The sequence below is a fragment of the Methylobacterium sp. Leaf113 genome, assembly GCF_001423325.1.
Classification (GTDB): Bacteria; Pseudomonadota; Alphaproteobacteria; order Rhizobiales; family Beijerinckiaceae; genus Methylobacterium.
Map to the genome: position 1 here is coordinate 23,351 of NZ_LMNJ01000010.1, position 16,166 is coordinate 39,516.

At 68.6% G+C, this 16,166-nt stretch carries 12 protein-coding genes; 5 read left to right on the forward strand and 7 right to left on the reverse strand.

Annotated elements, in window-relative coordinates:
- Window positions 1–45: 45 nt before the first annotated feature.
- Window positions 46–1,416, reverse strand: a complete 1,371-nt coding sequence (ntrX, locus tag ASF60_RS08385) for a nitrogen assimilation response regulator NtrX (RefSeq protein WP_056183336.1) — start codon at window positions 1,414–1,416, stop codon at window positions 46–48.
- The gene (locus ASF60_RS08390) at window positions 1,413–3,770 is read right to left on the reverse strand and encodes a sensor histidine kinase NtrY-like (RefSeq protein WP_056183338.1); all 2,358 of its coding nucleotides are present in this window, start codon (window positions 3,768–3,770) and stop codon (window positions 1,413–1,415) included. Before ASF60_RS08390 ends, ntrX begins: the two co-directional genes overlap by 4 nt.
- A gap of 170 nt (window positions 3,771–3,940) precedes the next feature.
- Here ASF60_RS08390 and ASF60_RS08395 point away from each other — a divergent pair, with 170 nt between their 5' ends.
- Both ASF60_RS08395 and oxlT read left to right on the forward strand, forming a co-directional pair.
- On the forward strand, window positions 3,941–5,539 hold the full coding sequence (locus ASF60_RS08395; protein ID WP_056183341.1) for a gamma-glutamyltransferase family protein: 1,599 nt from the start codon (window positions 3,941–3,943) through the stop codon (window positions 5,537–5,539).
- A 99-nt stretch (window positions 5,540–5,638) separates the two neighbouring features.
- A complete protein-coding gene (gene oxlT / locus ASF60_RS08400) occupies window positions 5,639–6,913 on the forward strand; it encodes an oxalate/formate MFS antiporter (protein ID WP_056183346.1) in 1,275 nt (424 codons plus the stop codon).
- Window positions 6,914–7,027: 114 nt separating this feature from the next.
- Here the strand turns inward: oxlT and ASF60_RS08405 are convergent, their stop codons facing one another.
- The 5 genes from ASF60_RS08405 to dusB form a co-directional block, all read right to left on the reverse strand.
- The gene (locus ASF60_RS08405; protein WP_056183350.1) at window positions 7,028–7,648 is read right to left on the reverse strand and encodes a pyridoxamine 5'-phosphate oxidase family protein; all 621 of its coding nucleotides are present in this window, start codon (window positions 7,646–7,648) and stop codon (window positions 7,028–7,030) included.
- Window positions 7,649–7,786: 138 nt separating this feature from the next.
- Complete coding sequence (locus ASF60_RS08410) at window positions 7,787–8,401, reverse strand: DUF6886 family protein (RefSeq protein ID WP_244478373.1); 615 nt, start codon at window positions 8,399–8,401, stop codon at window positions 7,787–7,789.
- Window positions 8,398–9,861 carry a nitrogen regulation protein NR(I) gene (gene ntrC / locus ASF60_RS08415; RefSeq protein ID WP_056183355.1) on the reverse strand — a complete coding sequence of 488 codons (1,464 nt, stop codon included), beginning with the start codon at window positions 9,859–9,861 and terminating at the stop codon, window positions 8,398–8,400. The genes ASF60_RS08410 and ntrC overlap by 4 nt, the downstream gene beginning before the upstream one ends.
- Window positions 9,862–9,870: 9 nt before the next feature.
- Window positions 9,871–11,025: a two-component system sensor histidine kinase NtrB gene (locus tag ASF60_RS08420; protein ID WP_056183484.1), complete on the reverse strand. Its 1,155-nt coding sequence runs from the start codon at window positions 11,023–11,025 to the stop codon at window positions 9,871–9,873.
- A complete protein-coding gene (gene dusB, locus ASF60_RS08425; RefSeq protein WP_056183363.1) occupies window positions 11,022–12,074 on the reverse strand; it encodes a tRNA dihydrouridine synthase DusB in 1,053 nt (350 codons plus the stop codon). The genes ASF60_RS08420 and dusB overlap by 4 nt, the downstream gene beginning before the upstream one ends.
- A gap of 197 nt (window positions 12,075–12,271) precedes the next feature.
- On the opposite strand from dusB, the gene ASF60_RS08430 reads away from it, so the two are divergent.
- The 3 genes from ASF60_RS08430 to ASF60_RS08440 all read left to right on the forward strand — a co-directional run bounded on the left by ASF60_RS08430 (window position 12,272) and on the right by ASF60_RS08440 (window position 16,143).
- Entirely contained in the window at window positions 12,272–13,567 is a 1,296-nt protein-coding gene (locus ASF60_RS08430) for a bifunctional 2-C-methyl-D-erythritol 4-phosphate cytidylyltransferase/2-C-methyl-D-erythritol 2,4-cyclodiphosphate synthase (protein ID WP_056183367.1), read from the forward strand.
- Window positions 13,564–14,079 carry a CinA family protein gene (locus ASF60_RS08435; RefSeq protein WP_056183369.1) on the forward strand — a complete coding sequence of 172 codons (516 nt, stop codon included), beginning with the start codon at window positions 13,564–13,566 and terminating at the stop codon, window positions 14,077–14,079. The genes ASF60_RS08430 and ASF60_RS08435 overlap by 4 nt, the downstream gene beginning before the upstream one ends.
- 276 nt (window positions 14,080–14,355) lie before the next feature.
- A complete protein-coding gene (locus ASF60_RS08440; protein ID WP_056183372.1) occupies window positions 14,356–16,143 on the forward strand; it encodes an ABC transporter ATP-binding protein in 1,788 nt (595 codons plus the stop codon).
- Window positions 16,144–16,166: the final 23 nt, after the last annotated feature.

A 16,166-nucleotide genomic window follows, 5' to 3' on the forward strand; every position in this document is an offset into this window, starting at 1 on the left:
ACACGTGTATCCCGCCCCCGATGCAAGTGCATCGCGCGCGTGTTCTCAGGGGCCGATGCCGAGCGACTTGAGTTTCCGGTGGAGCGCGGAGCGTTCCATCCCGATGAACTCCGCCGTGCGAGAGATGTTGCCCGAGAACCGGGCGATCTGGGCCACCAGGTACTCCCGCTCGAAGATCTCGCGTGCTTCGCGTAAGGCGAGGCTCATCAGCTTCTCGCCGCCCGAGCCGTTCGGTGTCGTGGGCACCAGGGCGCCGATCTCGGTCGGCAGCATCTCCGAAGTGACCTCCTGCTCCGGATCGGTATGGGTCAGGATCATCAGGCGCTCGACGTTGTTGCGCAGTTGCCGGATGTTGCCCGGCCAATCGTGCGATTGCAGCACCGCCATCGCATCCTCGGCGATGCGCCGGCGCGGCAGGCCGGTGGCCCCCGAAATCTGCTCCATGAAGAACGAGATCAGCTCCGGCACATCCTCGCGCCGCTCGGACAGCGACGGCACCCGGATGGGCACCACCGAGAGCCGGTGGAACAGGTCCTCCCGGAATCGGCCGCCCGCGATCTCCTCGGCGAGGTCGCGCGAGGACGACGAGATGATACGCACGTCGACGTGGACCCGGGCGGTGCCGCCCACCCGCTGGAAGTTCTGATCGACGAGGACGCGCAGGATGCGGTTCTGCGTCTCGCGCGGCATGTCGGCGACTTCGTCGATGTAGAGGGAGCCGCCATGCGCCTCTTCCAGGGCGCCGACGCGGCGCACCCGTCCTTCGCCGGCCTCGACGCCGAACAGCTCGGCCTCCATGGTGTCCGGCGTGATCGTGGCCGCGTTGATGACCACGAAGGGCCCGCTGGCGCGGGTCGACAGGGCGTGGAGCGTGCGCGCCGACAGTTCCTTGCCGGAGCCCGGCGCGCCGAGGATCATTACCCGGGCGTTGGTCGGCGCGACGCGCTCCACGGTCTGGCGCAACTGGTTGACGACCACGGAGGCGCCGACGAGGCGGCTTGCCTGCCCCGAGCGAGCCTTCAGGTCGCGGACTTCGCGCTTGAGGCGAGAAGCCTCCAGGGCGCGTTCGGCCACCAGGATCAGCCGGTCCGCCTTGAACGGCTTCTCGATGAAGTCGTAGGCGCCCGCTTTGATCGCCGCGACCGCAGTCTCGATGTTGCCGTGGCCCGAGATCATCACCACGGGCAGGTCCGGATGGCCGGCCTTGATCTGGTCCAGCACTTGAAGGCCGTCGAGGCGCGAGCCCTGTAGCCAGATGTCGAGGAAGACCAAATGCGGCCGGCGCGATTCGATGGCCGCCAGGGCCTCGTCGGAACCGCCGGCCGTCCGGGTGCGGTGCCCTTCGTCGTCGAGGATGCCGGCGACGAGGTCGCGGATGTCGGCTTCGTCGTCGACGATCAGGATATCGGCGCTCATGAATGGATCTCCGCGATTGGGGGGGCCGTCCGCGCGGCACCCTTCTCATCCTGCACGGAGGGTTTGCCCCCCGGCGTCGTTGGGTCGGTGGCGTCACCAGAGGTTTCGAGCGGCACGCGCAGCCGCACCCGTCCGCCCCGGCCTTCCGGATTGTCGTTCAATTCGATCCCGCCGCCATGCTCTTCGAGGACCTTGCTGACGATGGCCAGCCCCAGGCCGGTGCCACCCTCGCGGGTGGTCATATAGGGCTCCAGCAGCCGCTGGCGCCCCTCGGCCGGAAATCCCTTGCCGTTGTCCGTCACTTCGATGACCACGAATCCGTCCTCGGGCACGAGGCGGACATCGACCCGGCCCTTGCCGAGATCGGCTTCGGGAACCGCCTGAACCGCCTCGACGGCGTTCTTCAGGATGTTGGTGATGGCCTGCGACAGGAGCCGGATGTCGAAGGCCGCCAGGATCGGCTGACCGCCCTCCTCCGCGAAGGAGAAATCGAGATCGGGATGGGCCACCCGCATCATGAAGAGGTTCTGCCGGGTGATCTCGCTGAGATCGTTCCGGGCGATGGCGGGCTTGGGCATCCGCGCGAAGGACGAGAACTCGTCGACCATGCGCTTGATCTCGTCGACCTGACGCACGATCGTCGCCGTGCACTGGTCGAAGATATCCTTGTCGGTGGTGATGACCTTGCCGTACTTGCGCCGGATGCGCTCGGCCGAGAGCTGGATCGGGGTCAGCGGATTCTTGATCTCGTGGGCGATGCGCCGGGCGACGTCGGCCCAGGCCGAGGTCCGCTGGGCCGCGACGAGGTCGGTGATGTCGTCCAGGGTCACCACGAAGCCGCGCGCACCGCCCTGGGCCTGCTCGCTGGTCACCCGGACCGTCACGGTGCGCTCGCGCCCGTCGCGGGTGAGCTGGATCTGCTGCTGCAGGGTGCGCAGGCGCGCCTCGCCGCCTTCCGGGAACAGCGCCTGCAGTTCGGGCACGGCCTGGGTCAGAGGCTTGCCGACGATCTCGTCGGCGGTCAGCCCCAGCGTGCGCTCCACCGACGGGTTGGCGATGGTGACATGGCCCGCCGCGTCGACGCCGAGCACGCCCGGCGATACACCGGACAACACGGCCTCCGTGAACCGGCGCCGGCGGTCGATGAGGTCGCTCGCCGCCGTGAGCCCGTCGTGCTGTCGGCGCAGCTCCTGGGTCATCTTGTTGAAGCTCTCGGACAGGTGCGCGAGGTCTCCGTCGCTCTTCCGGGCCGGCACCTGGGCGTAGAAGTTTCCGGACGCGACCTGATCGGCCGCGTTGATGAGGCGCCGGATCGGCGCGACGAAGCGATTGGCGAAGTTGAGGCCGAACCACACCGCCGAGAGCAGCGCGATCAGCGCGATAAGCACGAAGACCAGCGCGAAGGTGAGCTGGATCGAGCGCTTCAACGAGTCGTAGGTCAGGTATTCCGCCGCCGCCGCCCGCGACACGCCGGGAAACTCGACCGCGAGCTGGCTCACCTCCCGCTGCACCAGCAGCACGGCACCGTCATAGGCCGGCATCCGCAGGAGTGCGGCGAAGACCCGGCCCTCGTTCGGCACCAGGCAGATCGGATCGGGGGACTTCGCCGCGTCTTCGAAGGCCGCTGCCGAGGGCAGGCGGCGGTCCTTCAGGATGTCGATCTTGGCCCGGGCGACCACCTCGGTCGGGCCGCGCATGATCTCGGCCACGGGCAGGCCGAGCGCGGTGGCCCGCGTGGTCAGGAAGCTCTCGAACCACGTCCGGTTCACGTCGAAGTTCGGGCGTGCCCGGGTCAGGTCGTCCGTCAGGATGCGGATCTCGCGCGCCAGGCTCTGGCACTGGTTCTCCTGGTAAGCGTCAGCGACCTCGACCGATTTCAGCACCACGTCCCGGACGCGGTCGGTGAAGCCGAGGGAGAGGGCGAGATTGATGGTCATCGCCGCCACCACCGCCAGCAGAAGCGTAGGCAGGATCGCGATGATGCTGAACAGGCCGACGATGCGGGTGTGCAGGCGGGCCACCGCCGCATTGGTACGTCGGGCATAGAGGAAGACCCGCGCCTCCCAGGCGATGATCACCACCAGCCCGAGGACGAGGAACACGTTGATGCCGAGCAGCGTCAGCCCGAGGGTCGGCGTCCGGATGACCTGAATGATCCCCGCCAGGATCAGGAAGGTTGCGATGGCCGAAATCAGGGCTGTGATCACCACCAGGGCGCCGATCAGCCCGGGGCCACGCGGGGGCACCCGCACGGCGCTCTCGAGCCGGTCGGACCCGTTGGCCTGCCCCGGCTCGGGAGGGCTCGCCCCCTCTGCAGAGGGGGCCGAAGTGCTGGAAGATCGAAGCCACGGCATGGCTGATGCGTCGCCACAACAGTGTGGCGAAATTAATACGGATGGGGCATGGATCGCTGCGCAAACCACCAGCGCGCCGGCCAAACGCTCAGCCCGAAGCGGGGTCCGCACCCTTTCGTCGTAGCGTAAAAATACATTATTCTTCCGTTCGTCATCGCGCAGAGATCAGAATGTCAGACACGCCCGTCTTCGCCACGGCCGCCGTTGCGGCGCCTCACCGTCTCGCGGCCCAGGCGGGGCAGCACGTCCTGGCGCAGGGGGGGAACGCCATCGAGGCGATGACCGCCATGGCCGCGGCGATCGCCGTGGTCTACCCGCATATGAACGGCATCGGCGGCGATGGCTTCTGGCTGGTGCGCGAGCGCGGCGGCCGGGTGCGCGGGATCGAGGCCTGCGGTCCCGCCGGCCGCAAAGCCACGATCCAGCGCTACCGCGAGCAGGGCTACGAGGTGCTGCCGTCGCGTGGGCCCGACGCGGCCCTGACGGTGGCGGGTGCCATCGGTGGTTGGCGCCTCGCCCTCGACCTGTCGAAGGCTCTGGGCGGACGCCTGCCTCTGAACACGCTGCTGGCGGACGCCATCCGTCATGCCCGGGACGGCGTCGCGGTCTCGCCCTCGGAAGCGCGTTACGTGCCGAAGGAACTCGATACGCTGCACGACCAGCCTCACTTCGCCGAGACGTTCCTCGACGGAGGCAAGCCCTACGCGGCCGGTGCGATCCGCAAGCTGCCGGCCCTGGCCGCGACGCTGGATCACCTCGCCCATGCGGGGCTCGACGATTTCTACCGCGGCGATCTCGGCCGCGAGATCGCGGCGGACCTGGAGACGCTCGGAACCCCGGTCACCCGGGCCGATCTCGAGGCTTACGCACCCCGCGAGCGCACGCCGCTCTCGATCCGCCGCCGGGACGCGATGCTCTATAACTTCCCGCCGCCGACCCAGGGCATCGCCGCCCTGCTGATTCTCGGCATCTTCGATCGCCTGCGGATCGACCGGCCGGAGACCACCGCGCATTATCACGGGCTGATCGAGGCAACGAAGCGGGCCTTCGCCATCCGCGATCGGATCGTCACCGATTACGATCGCCTGAGCGTCGACCCGGCCAGTTTTCTGACGCCCGAATCCCTCGACCGCGAAGCGGCCCAGATCGATATGCGCCGCGCCGCGTCGGTGCCCCTGCGCAACCCCGGAGAGGGCGATACGGTCTGGATGGGGGCGATCGACCGTGACGGCCTCGCGGTGTCGTACATCCAGTCGATCTACTGGGAGTACGGCTCCGGAGTCGTCCTGCCCAAGACCGGAATCCATTGGCAGAATCGCGGAACCTCGTTCTCCCTCGACCCGAAGGCGGTGAACCCGCTGGAGCCCGGCCGCCGGCCGTTCCACACCCTGATCCCGGCGCTGGCCTGCTTCGATGATGGCCGCGTCATGGCCTATGGCAGCATGGGTGGCGACGGACAGCCGCAATTCCAGTCGCAGATCTTCGTCCGCTACGCGGATTACGGCATGAGCCCGGCCGCAGCGGTCGATGCACCCCGCCTTCTCTACGGCCGCACCTGGGGCGCGGAATCGCTGTCCGTAAAGGTCGAGGACCGCTTCGATCCGGCCTGCATCGCGGCCCTACGCAGCCTCGGACACGACATCGAGGAACTCGGCGGCGCCTATATCGACTCCCTCGGGCATGCTGGCATGCTGATCCGCCATCCGGGCAACGGGTCGATCGCCGCTGTTCACGATCCCCGATCGGACGGAGGCTCGGAGGGGCTGTAACCAAAGGCCCTCTTCGCGAACACGTTGTGTGGCAAAGACTTACCACGCATCAACCTGGCATCGTCCTTGCGAAGCGGTTCGCGTCGCAAGGAGCGAATAATGGATACGAACCTCTCCCGCCAACGCTGGATCCAGCTCGGCCTCGGCCTCGTCGCCATGATGGCGATCTCCAGTCCGCAATATGTCTGGACCCTGTTCACCAAACCGCTGATCGCGACCACCGGCGCAACGCTGCCGCAGATCCAGTGGACCTTCACGATCCTGATCGTGCTGCAGACCTTCTTCTCGCCGGTGCAGGGCTACCTGATCGACCGGTTCAGCCCCAAGCTGATGATCGCGCTCGGCGCAGCCCTGTCCGGCCTCGGCTGGGTGCTGGCGGCCCGGGTCGATACCCTGCTGGGCGTCTATGCGACCTACGGCCTGTTCTGCGGCCTCGGCACCGGCATCGTCTATGTCGGCATCGTCGGCCTGATGGTGAAGTGGTTTCCGGACCGGCGCGGCTTCGCCGTCGGCGTCGTGGCAGCCGGCTACGGCATGGGCGCCATGCTGAGCACCTTCCCGATCAGCGACATGCTCACCGCCTCGGGCTACCGCCACACGCTCACGGTGTTCGGCATCGTGCTCGGGGCGATCGGGGCCCTGGCGGCCCTGGGCCTGCGCGCGCCGCGCGCCGGTGAGGTGCTGCCGTCCCCGGCGGTCAATCTCTCGACCTGCGTCCATGATACGCCCCCGCGGGTGATGCTGCGGACGCCGCTCTTCTGGCTGATGTTCGTCATGATGACGATGATGTCGACCGGTGGCCTGATGGTGGTGGCGAACTTCGCCTCCTTCGCCCGCGACTTCGGCGTGGCCGATGCGATCATCTTCGGATTCGTCGCCCTCCCCTTCGCGCTGACCTTCGACCGCATCACCAACGGTCTGACCCGCCCGTTCTTCGGATGGGTCTCGGACAAGATCGGTCGCGAAAACACCATGGGTATCGCCTTCGCGGCGGAAGCGGTGGCGATCGCATTGCTGCTGGTCTTCCGCGAAAACGCCTACGCGTTCGCGCTGCTCTCCGGTGTCGTGTTCTTCGCCTGGGGCGAGATTTTCTCGCTGTTCCCGTCGATCCTCACCGACACCTTCGGCACCAAGCACGCCACGACGAATTACGGTTTCCTCTATATGGCTCAAGGAATCGGTTCGCTCTTCGGCGGCCCGATCGCGGCCTGGATCTATGCCGTGCAGGGCTCGTGGCTGCCGGTCTTCGCGATCATCATCACGCTCGATGTGCTGACCGCGATCCTCGCCTACTTCGTGCTCAAGCCGATGCGTCGGCGCTGGCTCGGCGAAGTCGAGGCTCCGACCCTGGTCGGCAAGCCCGCGCTGGCTTGATTGAGGCTGGGACAGGCGCGGATGGGAGAGCCCGTCCGCGCCTTCCTCGGGGAATCGGCCAGGATTTTGGCTGGGTGCAGGATTTTGGCTGGGTGAATGAGCAGGAGCTCGCGTTCACCACATCGTCTGGCGGGCGCGTTCGCCCCAGGTCCTGTCATAGGTTTCGCCACCCACCCGGCCCTCGCTGCGTTCGGCCAGGATCTGCCCCGGTGAGGGAAGCGACGTCGGGTCCACGTGGCTGTCCTGCCGCCATAGGCCGGAGCGGATCAGGGCGCGGGCGCACTGGAAGTAGATCTCGTGGACGGTGATCACCATCACGGTCCGGGGTGCCTTGTCCTCGACGGCGAACGTGGCGAGGAGGGCCGGATCGTCCTCGATCACCGCACGCCCGTTCACCCGTAGGGCATTGCCGATGCCGGGGATCAGGAACATCAGGCCGACGCGCGGGTCCCGCACGACGTTGCGCAGGCTGTCGATCCGATTGTTGCCGCGGCGATCCGGCAGGAGGAGCGTACGGGCATCGGCGACGCGCACGAATCCAGGCCGGTCACCCCGGGGCGAGCAATCCAGGCCTTCCGGACCGACGGTGGCGAGACTCGCGAAGGGCGCGACCTCGATGAAGCGGCGGTAATGCGACGTGATGTGGTCGGCCACCTTCGCGGTGGAGGCCTCGGAGACAGCGTCCCAGGCACCGTAGATGGTCTCGAGGTCCGCCACTGTCTCGACCATGGCCATGGGGTGTTCCCGTTTCGCAGGCTGGAGAAGCGTGCTCCCCTTGCAGCAATCCGAGGGTGATCGCCAAGTGCCGCATGAAGCTTACCGATCAGGCTTGCCGAGATACGGAAACGCAATCGTGCTTTCGAAGCGCCCGGTCTAACGGTCGGGACCGATCGGTTTCGGCGGTCCGCCTTCAGGCGTCACCCAGTCCCGCGCATTGCGCAGACGCAGCCCGCTCGCATGGAGGCTCGAGCGCCAGATCGGTGCCAGGGGTGTGAGGCGAGGCAGGATGCGGAGTTCCAGGCCCGCCGTCGCCATGGCACCGGGCAGATCCCGCAGGGTGTCATGGCCGTCCGGCACGACCGGTTGGCGTGAAACCCAGGTGCCGGCCTCGCCGGAGGGTTCGAACGTAGCGAATGGCATCTGGTAGCGTTCGAGGACGCCGGCCTCGATCCGGTCCGCCCAGGCCTCCTCGACATAGGCGACCGCGCGGCCCGAGACGTCGCCGAACCACGTCTCCCGGTCCTCCGGCGACGTCTCGGCCGTGGGCCAGATCACGATCCTGGGGCAGTCACGCGGAAACAGGTAGAGCAGACTGTGGGCGCTATCGATCGCCCAGACCAGAGCCCCGTTCAGCCAGGCGCGCTCCGCTCCCCGGTCGATGCCGACCCGCACCGGGCGCGGTACGAAGACCCGGATGTCCGGATCCTCGCTGAAGTGGAACAGCGACGGGCAGGCATTACTCGCCGTCGCCGCGTCTCTGGTGCTCACCGGGCGTTGCGAAACACCTGGAGGTCGAGGTCCCGTACCTTCTTGCGCAGGGTGTTCCGGTTCACGCCGAGCAGCTCCGCCGCGCGAATCTGGTTGCCGCGCGTGGCGGCGAGCGCCGCTCCGATCAGCGGCCCTTCGATCTCGCGCAGGATGCGGTGGTAGAGTCCGGGCGGGGGCAGCGTGTCGCGATAGTTGCTGAAATAGTCTGCCAAATGCCGCTCCACGGCGCCCGACAAAGTTTCGGCCTCACCGTTGTTCTTGCGTGGGGTGCCCGTGCCATTCGTCTGACTCTGAGCCAGCGGGAGGGTATCGAGTTCGGCCTCGATCACCGGGCCGGTGATCGTCTCCTGCGGGTAGAGGGCAGCGAGGCGCCGGACGAGGTTCTCGAGTTCGCGCACGTTGCCCGGCCAGCGATAGCGCTTCAGGCGCTCCATCGCCTCGCCATCGAGCTGCTTGCGGCTCAGGCCCTCGCGCTCCACCAGGATGAAGAAGTGGCGGATCAGGTCGGGCACGTCCTCGGAGCGCTCACGCAGGGCCGGCAGGCGCAGCGGCACCACGTTCAGGCGGAAGAACAGATCCTCGCGAAAGATGCCCTGCTGGATCGAGACCCGCAGATCCTTGTTGGTGGCCGCGATGATGCGGACGTTGGTCTTGATCGGGACGCGTCCGCCGACGGTGGTGTATTCGCCTTGCTGAAGCACGCGCAGGAGGCGGGTCTGTGCCTCCATCGGCATGTCGCCGATCTCGTCCAGGAACAGCGTGCCGCCTTCGGCCTGTTCGAAGCGTCCGGCCGATCGCGCCAGCGCGCCGGTGAAGGCCCCCTTTTCGTGGCCGAACAGCTCGGATTCGATGAGGTCGCGCGGGATCGCGGCCATGTTCACGGGCACGAAGGGGCCGGTCCGGCGCCGGCCGTAATCGTGTAAAGCCCGTGCGACCAGCTCCTTGCCGGTGCCCGACTCGCCGGTGATCATCACCGTCAGGTCCGTCGGCATCAGCCGGGCCAGCGCCCGATAGATCTCCTGCATGGCCGGGGAGCGCCCGACCAGCGGAATGTCCTCGTTGCCCGGATCGGCCCCGACCGGCGCGGTTCCGCGCGGGCGGGACAGAGCGCGTCCGACGATCGCGATCAGCTCCTTCAGGTCGAAGGGCTTGGGCAGATACTCGTAGGCGCCGCGCTCCGAGGCGCGGATCGCCGTCATGAAGGTATTCTGCGCGCTCATGACGATGATCGGCAGCTCGGGGCGCACGCGCTTGATGCGCGGGAGCAGGTCGAAGACGTTCTCGTCGGGCATCATCACGTCGGTGATGACGAGGTCGCCCGCCCCCTCCGCGACCCAGCGCCAGAGGGTGGCGCAATTGCCGGTGGAGCGGACCTCGTAGCCCGCCCGCGACAGGGCCTGATTGAGGACGGTGCGGATGGCGGCGTCGTCATCCGCGACGATGATGTGTCCGTTGGGCATGACGCGACTCTACAGCTCCGCGGACGATTCGCGCCCGTCGCGGGCGCTCGACATGGGGAGAAGAAGGCGGAAGGTGGTTCGGCGCGGGACCGGATCGCATTCAACGATCCCGCCGTGGTCGCCGATGATCTTGGCGACCAATGCAAGTCCGAGGCCGGAACCCTGCGCCTTCGTCGTGACGAAGGGATCGAACAGGTCGGGCAGCAAATCCGCCGAGACGCCGGGGCCGTTGTCGCGCACCGCCACCTCGATCGGCAGGCTCACGCGCTCGCGCGAGCCTGGAACCTGCAGGCGCAGGCCGGTGCGGAAGGCGGTCGACAGGGTGATCTCGCCATCGACCGCATCGGCCCCGATCGCCTCTGCGGCATTCTTCACCAGGTTGAGGATGACCTGAATGAGTTGATCGCGATTGCCGAGCACCGGCGGCAGCGACGGGTCGTAGGTCTCGACGAAGCGAATATGGCGGGCGAAGCCAGACTGAGCCGAGCGCTTCACCTGGTCGAGCACGCCATGCACGTTGACCGAGCCGCGCTCCACCGGGCGCTCGTCGCCGAACAGCTCCATCCGCTCGACGATGCGTACGATCCGGTCGGATTCGTCGCAGATCAGCCGGGTCAGCAGGCGGTCGTCCTCGTTGCCGGACTGCTCGAGGAGCTGCGCGGCCCCGCGGATGCCGGCGAGCGGATTCTTGATCTCGTGCGCCAGCATGGCGCCGAGCGCCACCATCGAACGCGCGGCGCCCCGATGGGTGAGCTGGCGGTTCATCTTGTCGGCAATGGTGCGTTCCTGGAGCATCAGCACGACGATCTCCTCGTCGTCGCCGAGGGGCGTGGCGAAGACGTCGACGCTGCGCTCCAGGCCCGAACGCGGCTGCACCAGTTCGACCCCGTACTCGCTGACGCTGGCCCGGCGGCGACGCACCTCAGCCACCAGGGCGATGATCGGCGACGCGAACGGGATGATGTCGGACAGGCGGCGCCGCTGCATCAGCCGGGCCGAATGATCGAAGAAGGTCTCGCCCGCATGATTGACGTGCAGGATGTGATCGTTGGCCCCGACCGTCAGCACCGGCAGCGGCAGGGCGTTGATCACCGCCTCGTTGGTCGGCACGACCTCGGGCTTCTGGCCGCCGCCCCGGCCGGATATCGGCTTGCCCGCGCTCATGCGGCCTCCTCGCTGGTGTCCGGCATCGCCCATGCGTCCCGCGTCTCGAAGGCGCGCGCCAGCAGGTGCGTCGCCACCGCGGGGTCGGTGGTGGTCAGGAGCCGCATCCGCGCTGGCGCATCGAGCCCTCCACCCGCCTCCGCGTAGGCCGCCAGGTGCTTGCGGGCGTGGCGCACGCCCATGCGCAGCCCGTAGAGAGCGAGAAGACCCTGGTAATGCTCGATCGCCAGCGCGGCCTTCTCGGCGCTCGACAGCGTTGGCACCGGGCGCCCGGCGAGGCCAGCCGCCAGAGCGCCGACGAGCCACGGCCGGCCTACCGCTGCCCGTCCGACCATCAGCCCGGCGGCGCCGGAGCGCTCCAGACAGGTGCGCGCCTCGGTCAGGGTGGAGATGTCGCCATTGGCGATCACCGGAATCGCCACGGCCTCGACCACGGCGCGGATCGCGCGCCAATCGGCCCGGTCCTTGTAGAATTGCTGCCGGGTCCGTCCATGCACCGTGACGGCGTTCAGCCCGAGCCCTTCGGCCCGGCGCGCCAGATCGGGCGCATTGAGATTGGCATGGTCCCATCCGAGACGCATTTTCACCGTCACGGGGATGCGCACCGCGCCCCGGACCGCCGCGAGGATGCGGGTCGCCCCCTCGATGTCGCGCATCAGGGCCGACCCCGAGGCGACGCCGGTGACCACCTTGGCCGGGCAGCCCATGTTGATGTCGATCACGTCGGCGCCGTTCGCCTCGGCGATCCGGGCGGCTTCGGCCATCGGCTCCGGCGCGCAGCCGGCGAGCTGGACAATGTGCGGATCGACGCCGCTGCCCTCGGCCCTCAACTGGGCCTCCTGATCGCCGCGCGCCAGTTCGGCGGCCGCCACCATCTCGGAGACCACCGCGCTGGCGCCGAGCCGGCGGGCGATGCGCCGGACGTGCAGGTCGGTGACACCCGAAAGCGGCGCCAGCAGCACCGGTATCGGGCGTTCACCCTTATCGATTGCGATGCTGCGCTCACCCTCCGCCGGGCGAAGGAAGCTTAAATAATCATCAGTGGCCATTGTGCTCAACAAATAGACAAATCCGCCCGGCGCGCAAGCGATTCGGTGGATTTGATTTCAGCTTCTCCCGCGCTTAAACGACAGGTCTCCCCATCGGCGGGTTTCCAGGCCTACGCATCGCAGACGCGCGGTGCCCCGTGGGCGTGGCGATCGGCAGGTGCGCGGTTCCTCACCCCCCGAAGCGCGGGAGCATACGCATGTCCGGCATCGCATGGAATGCGGCCGCGGTGGTCGTCGCGGCCGGTCGCGGCATCCGCATCGGCGGCGATACCCCGAAGCAGTACCGCAGCGTCGGCGGTCAGGCCGTCTTGACCCGGACCCTGACGGCTCTGGCGGCCCATCCGGGCATCGTCCGCATCCAGCCGGTGATCGCGCCGGATGCGGCCGAATTCTACCGCGCCTGCCTCGCCGACCTCGACGCCGCGACCCGCGATAAAGTTGCCGCGCCGGTTCCCGGCGGCGCCACCCGCCAGCAATCGGTTCGCGCCGGCTTGGAAGCGCTGGACGGATCGCAGGCGCCCGACCTCGTCCTGGTCCACGACGCGGCTCGCCCGCATGTGGACGTGGCACTCATCGAGCGGGCCCTGGTGGCCGGCCGCGATCATCGTGCCGCTGTGCCGGGCATCGCCGTCACCGACACCATCAAGATCGTGGACGATCTCGGCGATGGCAGCGGACGGGTGCGCGAGACGCCCCGGCGCGAGGGCTTGCGCGCTGTTCAGACGCCGCAATCCTTCGCCTACGGCCTCTTGCGCGACGCCCATCGCCGGGCGGCCGAGGCCGACCTTCATGCCTTCACCGATGACGGGGCCCTCGCCGAATGGGCCGGCCTCTCCGTCGTCGTCTTCGAAGGCGATCCGCGCAACCGCAAGATCACCCAGCCGGCCGACCTGATCGAGGCCGATCGCGGCTTCTCCGGCCAATACCCCACCGCCCTAAGCGAGGCCCAGCCCATGACCACCTACGTCACCCGCCTCGGCACCGGCTTCGACGTCCACGCCTTCACCGACGGCGACCACGTCTGGCTCGGCGGGGTGAAGATCCCGGCCGATCGCGGCGTGCTTGCGCATTCGGACGGCGACGTCGCCCTGCACGCCCTCACCGACGCCCTGCTGGGCGCGATCGCCGATGGCGATATCGGCACCCACTTTCCGCCGAGCGACGAGCAGTGGCGCGGCGCCTCCTCCGATCGCTTCTTAGCGCATGCGGTCGAGCTGGTTCGGGCGCGCGGCGGCAAGATCGACCATCTCGACATCACCGTGCTGGCCGAGGCCCCGCGCATCGGCGCCCATCGGGAGGCGATCCGCTCCCGCATCGCCGAGATCGCCGGGGTGCCGCTGAGTTCGGTCTCGATCAAGGCCACCACCACCGAGAAGCTCGGCTTCGTCGGTCGCGCCGAGGGCCTGGCCGCGCAGGCTGCCGCCACCGTGCGGCTGCCCGAAGTGACCGCCGAACTGAACGCGGCCGACGAGACGGCCGAGCGCCGCTCGTGATCGATGATCCCGCCTTGCTTGCTCGGGCGGAGGCGCTGGTCGCCGCCTATGCGGCGGCGGAATTGACGATCGCCACGGCTGAATCCTGTACCGGCGGCCTCGTCGCCGGCCTGCTCACCGCAATCACAGGTTCGTCCACCGTGGTGGAGCGCGGCTTCGTCACCTATTCGAACGCCGCCAAGGCCGAGAGCCTCGGCGTGCCCGTCGATCTCATCGCCGCCCACGGCGCGGTCAGCGCGCCGGTCGCCCGCGCCATGGCGGAGGGCGCCCTCGCACGGTCCCGGGCCACCGTCGCGGTGGCGATCACCGGAATCGCCGGCCCGGGCGGCGGCAGCGCCGACAAGCCGGTGGGCCTCGTGCATTTCGGCCTGGCCGTGACGGGCGCGACCGTGCGCCACCTCGAGCGCCGCTACGGCGATCTCGGCCGCACCGAGATCCGCCGGCTGGCGGTGGGCGATGCGCTCGGTCTCCTCGAATCGATTCTCGCTCCCGGTCTCGCCCCGGCGTCTTGAAACTGACACGCTTGGGCGTCAGCCTGCGTATCACGGCGCATCGATCCGCGCCGGGTTCGCTCTCGAGCCCTTGCGGAGGCTGCATGACTTCAGGTTTGATCGCCGCCCCGGTCCGCCCGCGCCTCTCGCGCCTGCCGGCCTGACGGAGCCCACGCGCCCGAGCGCGTCGCGGCCGTCTCCCCCCCCCTTCCCGTTCGTCCATCCTTTCGGCCGGCCCGTCCGGGGCCGATTGCCGTTCACGGAGCCGGCGCGCATCCCGCGCCGCGATCGCGTTCCATGATCCTCGACCGCCTTCAGGGCGCGCAAGCCTATCGCGCCGTCCTAACCTTTCTCGTTCGCCAGTGGCGCACTCGGCCCGGACTTCTGCTCGGGCTCGTCGCGGCCATGGTCGGGTCGACCCTCGCGGACGTCTTCCTGCCGCTCTTCGCCGGCCGGCTGGTGGATGCCCTCTCGGCCGCCGATCGCGATGCGGGGCGCTTGGATGCCCTTGTCGCCTTCGCGGCGATGGGCGGGCTCGGCCTCCTCACCCTGGGCTTGCGCCACGTGGCCTGGACCTTCGTGGTGCCGTTGAGCCTGTCCACCATGCAGGCGGTGGCGCAGGCCGGCTTCCAGCGGGTCCAGCGCCTGTCGACCGACTGGCACGCCAACAGCTTCGCGGGCTCGACCGTGCGCAAGGTCTCCCGCGGGATGTGGGCGCTCGACGGCCTCAACAACACGCTGCTGCTGGAATTGCTGCCGGCCTTCGTGGTGCTCTTGGGCACCATGGTCTTGCTCGGCGTGCAATGGCCGCTCATGGGGCTGGTGATCGGGCTCGGGTCCCTGGTCTATCTCGGCATCGTTGTCACGCTCGCCACCCTGGTCATCGCTCCGGCGGCGCAGCTCTCCAACGTCTGGGATTCGCGCCTCGGCGGCGCGCTCAGCGATGCGATCGGGGCCAACGCGGTGGTGAAGGCCTTCGGGGCCGAGGCCCGCGAGGATGCGCGCCTCGGCCGCCTCCTGGCCAAGTGGAACCGCCGCACCCACCGGACCTGGATGCGCATCACCTGGAGCATCACGGCGCAGTTCGCGCTGCTCCTCCTGCTCCGCACCGCCATCGTCGGTACCGCGCTCTGGCTGTGGTGGACGGGAGATGCGACGCCCGGCGACGTGGCCTACGTGCTGACCACCTATTTCGTGGTGCACGGCTACCTGCGCGACATCGGCGATCACATCAATCGGGTGCAGCGCGGCGTGAACGAGATGGAGGAGTTGGTCGCCCTCGACGCGGAGCCCTACGGGGTCGCCGATCGGCCGGACGCCACGCCTCTCACCGTGCAGGGCGGCACGATCGGTTTCGACCGCGTCACCTTCCACTACGACGGGCACGTGACGCCGCTCTGCCGCGACCTGTCCGTGCAGATCCCGGCGGGGCAGAGGGTCGGGCTCGTCGGCCGGTCGGGCTCCGGCAAGACTACCTTCGTCAAGCTGGTGCAGCGCCTCTACGACGTCACGTCTGGCCATGTTCGCATCGACGGGCAGGACGTCGCCGGGGTCACGCAGGCCTCCCTGCGGGCGCACATCGCCATCGTGCCGCAGGAGCCGGTCCTGTTCCACCGGTCACTGGCCGAGAATATCGCTTACGGGCGTCCCGGCGCCTCGGCGGAGGACATCGCCCGCGCGGCGCGGCTCGCTAACGCGCACGACTTCATCGCCCGACTGCCCAAGGGTTACGGCACGCTGGTGGGCGAGCGCGGCGTCAAGCTCTCGGGCGGCGAGCGCCAGCGCGTGGCCCTGGCCCGTGCCTTCCTGGCCGATGCACCGATCCTGATCCTCGACGAGGCGACCTCCAGCCTCGACTCGGAATCGGAAGCACTGATTCAAGAGGCGATGGAACGCCTGATGCGCGGCCGCACCGCCATCGTCATCGCGCACCGGCTCTCCACCGTGCGGTCGCTCGATCGAATCCTGGTGTTCGATCGCGGTTGCATCGTCGAGGACGGAACCCAAGCGGACCTGCTCGGCCGACCGGAGGGCCGGTATCGCGCCCTGTTCGAACGGCAGACCGGCGGGATGGTCGAGGCGTGACGGCCGGATGGATCGACGGTGCA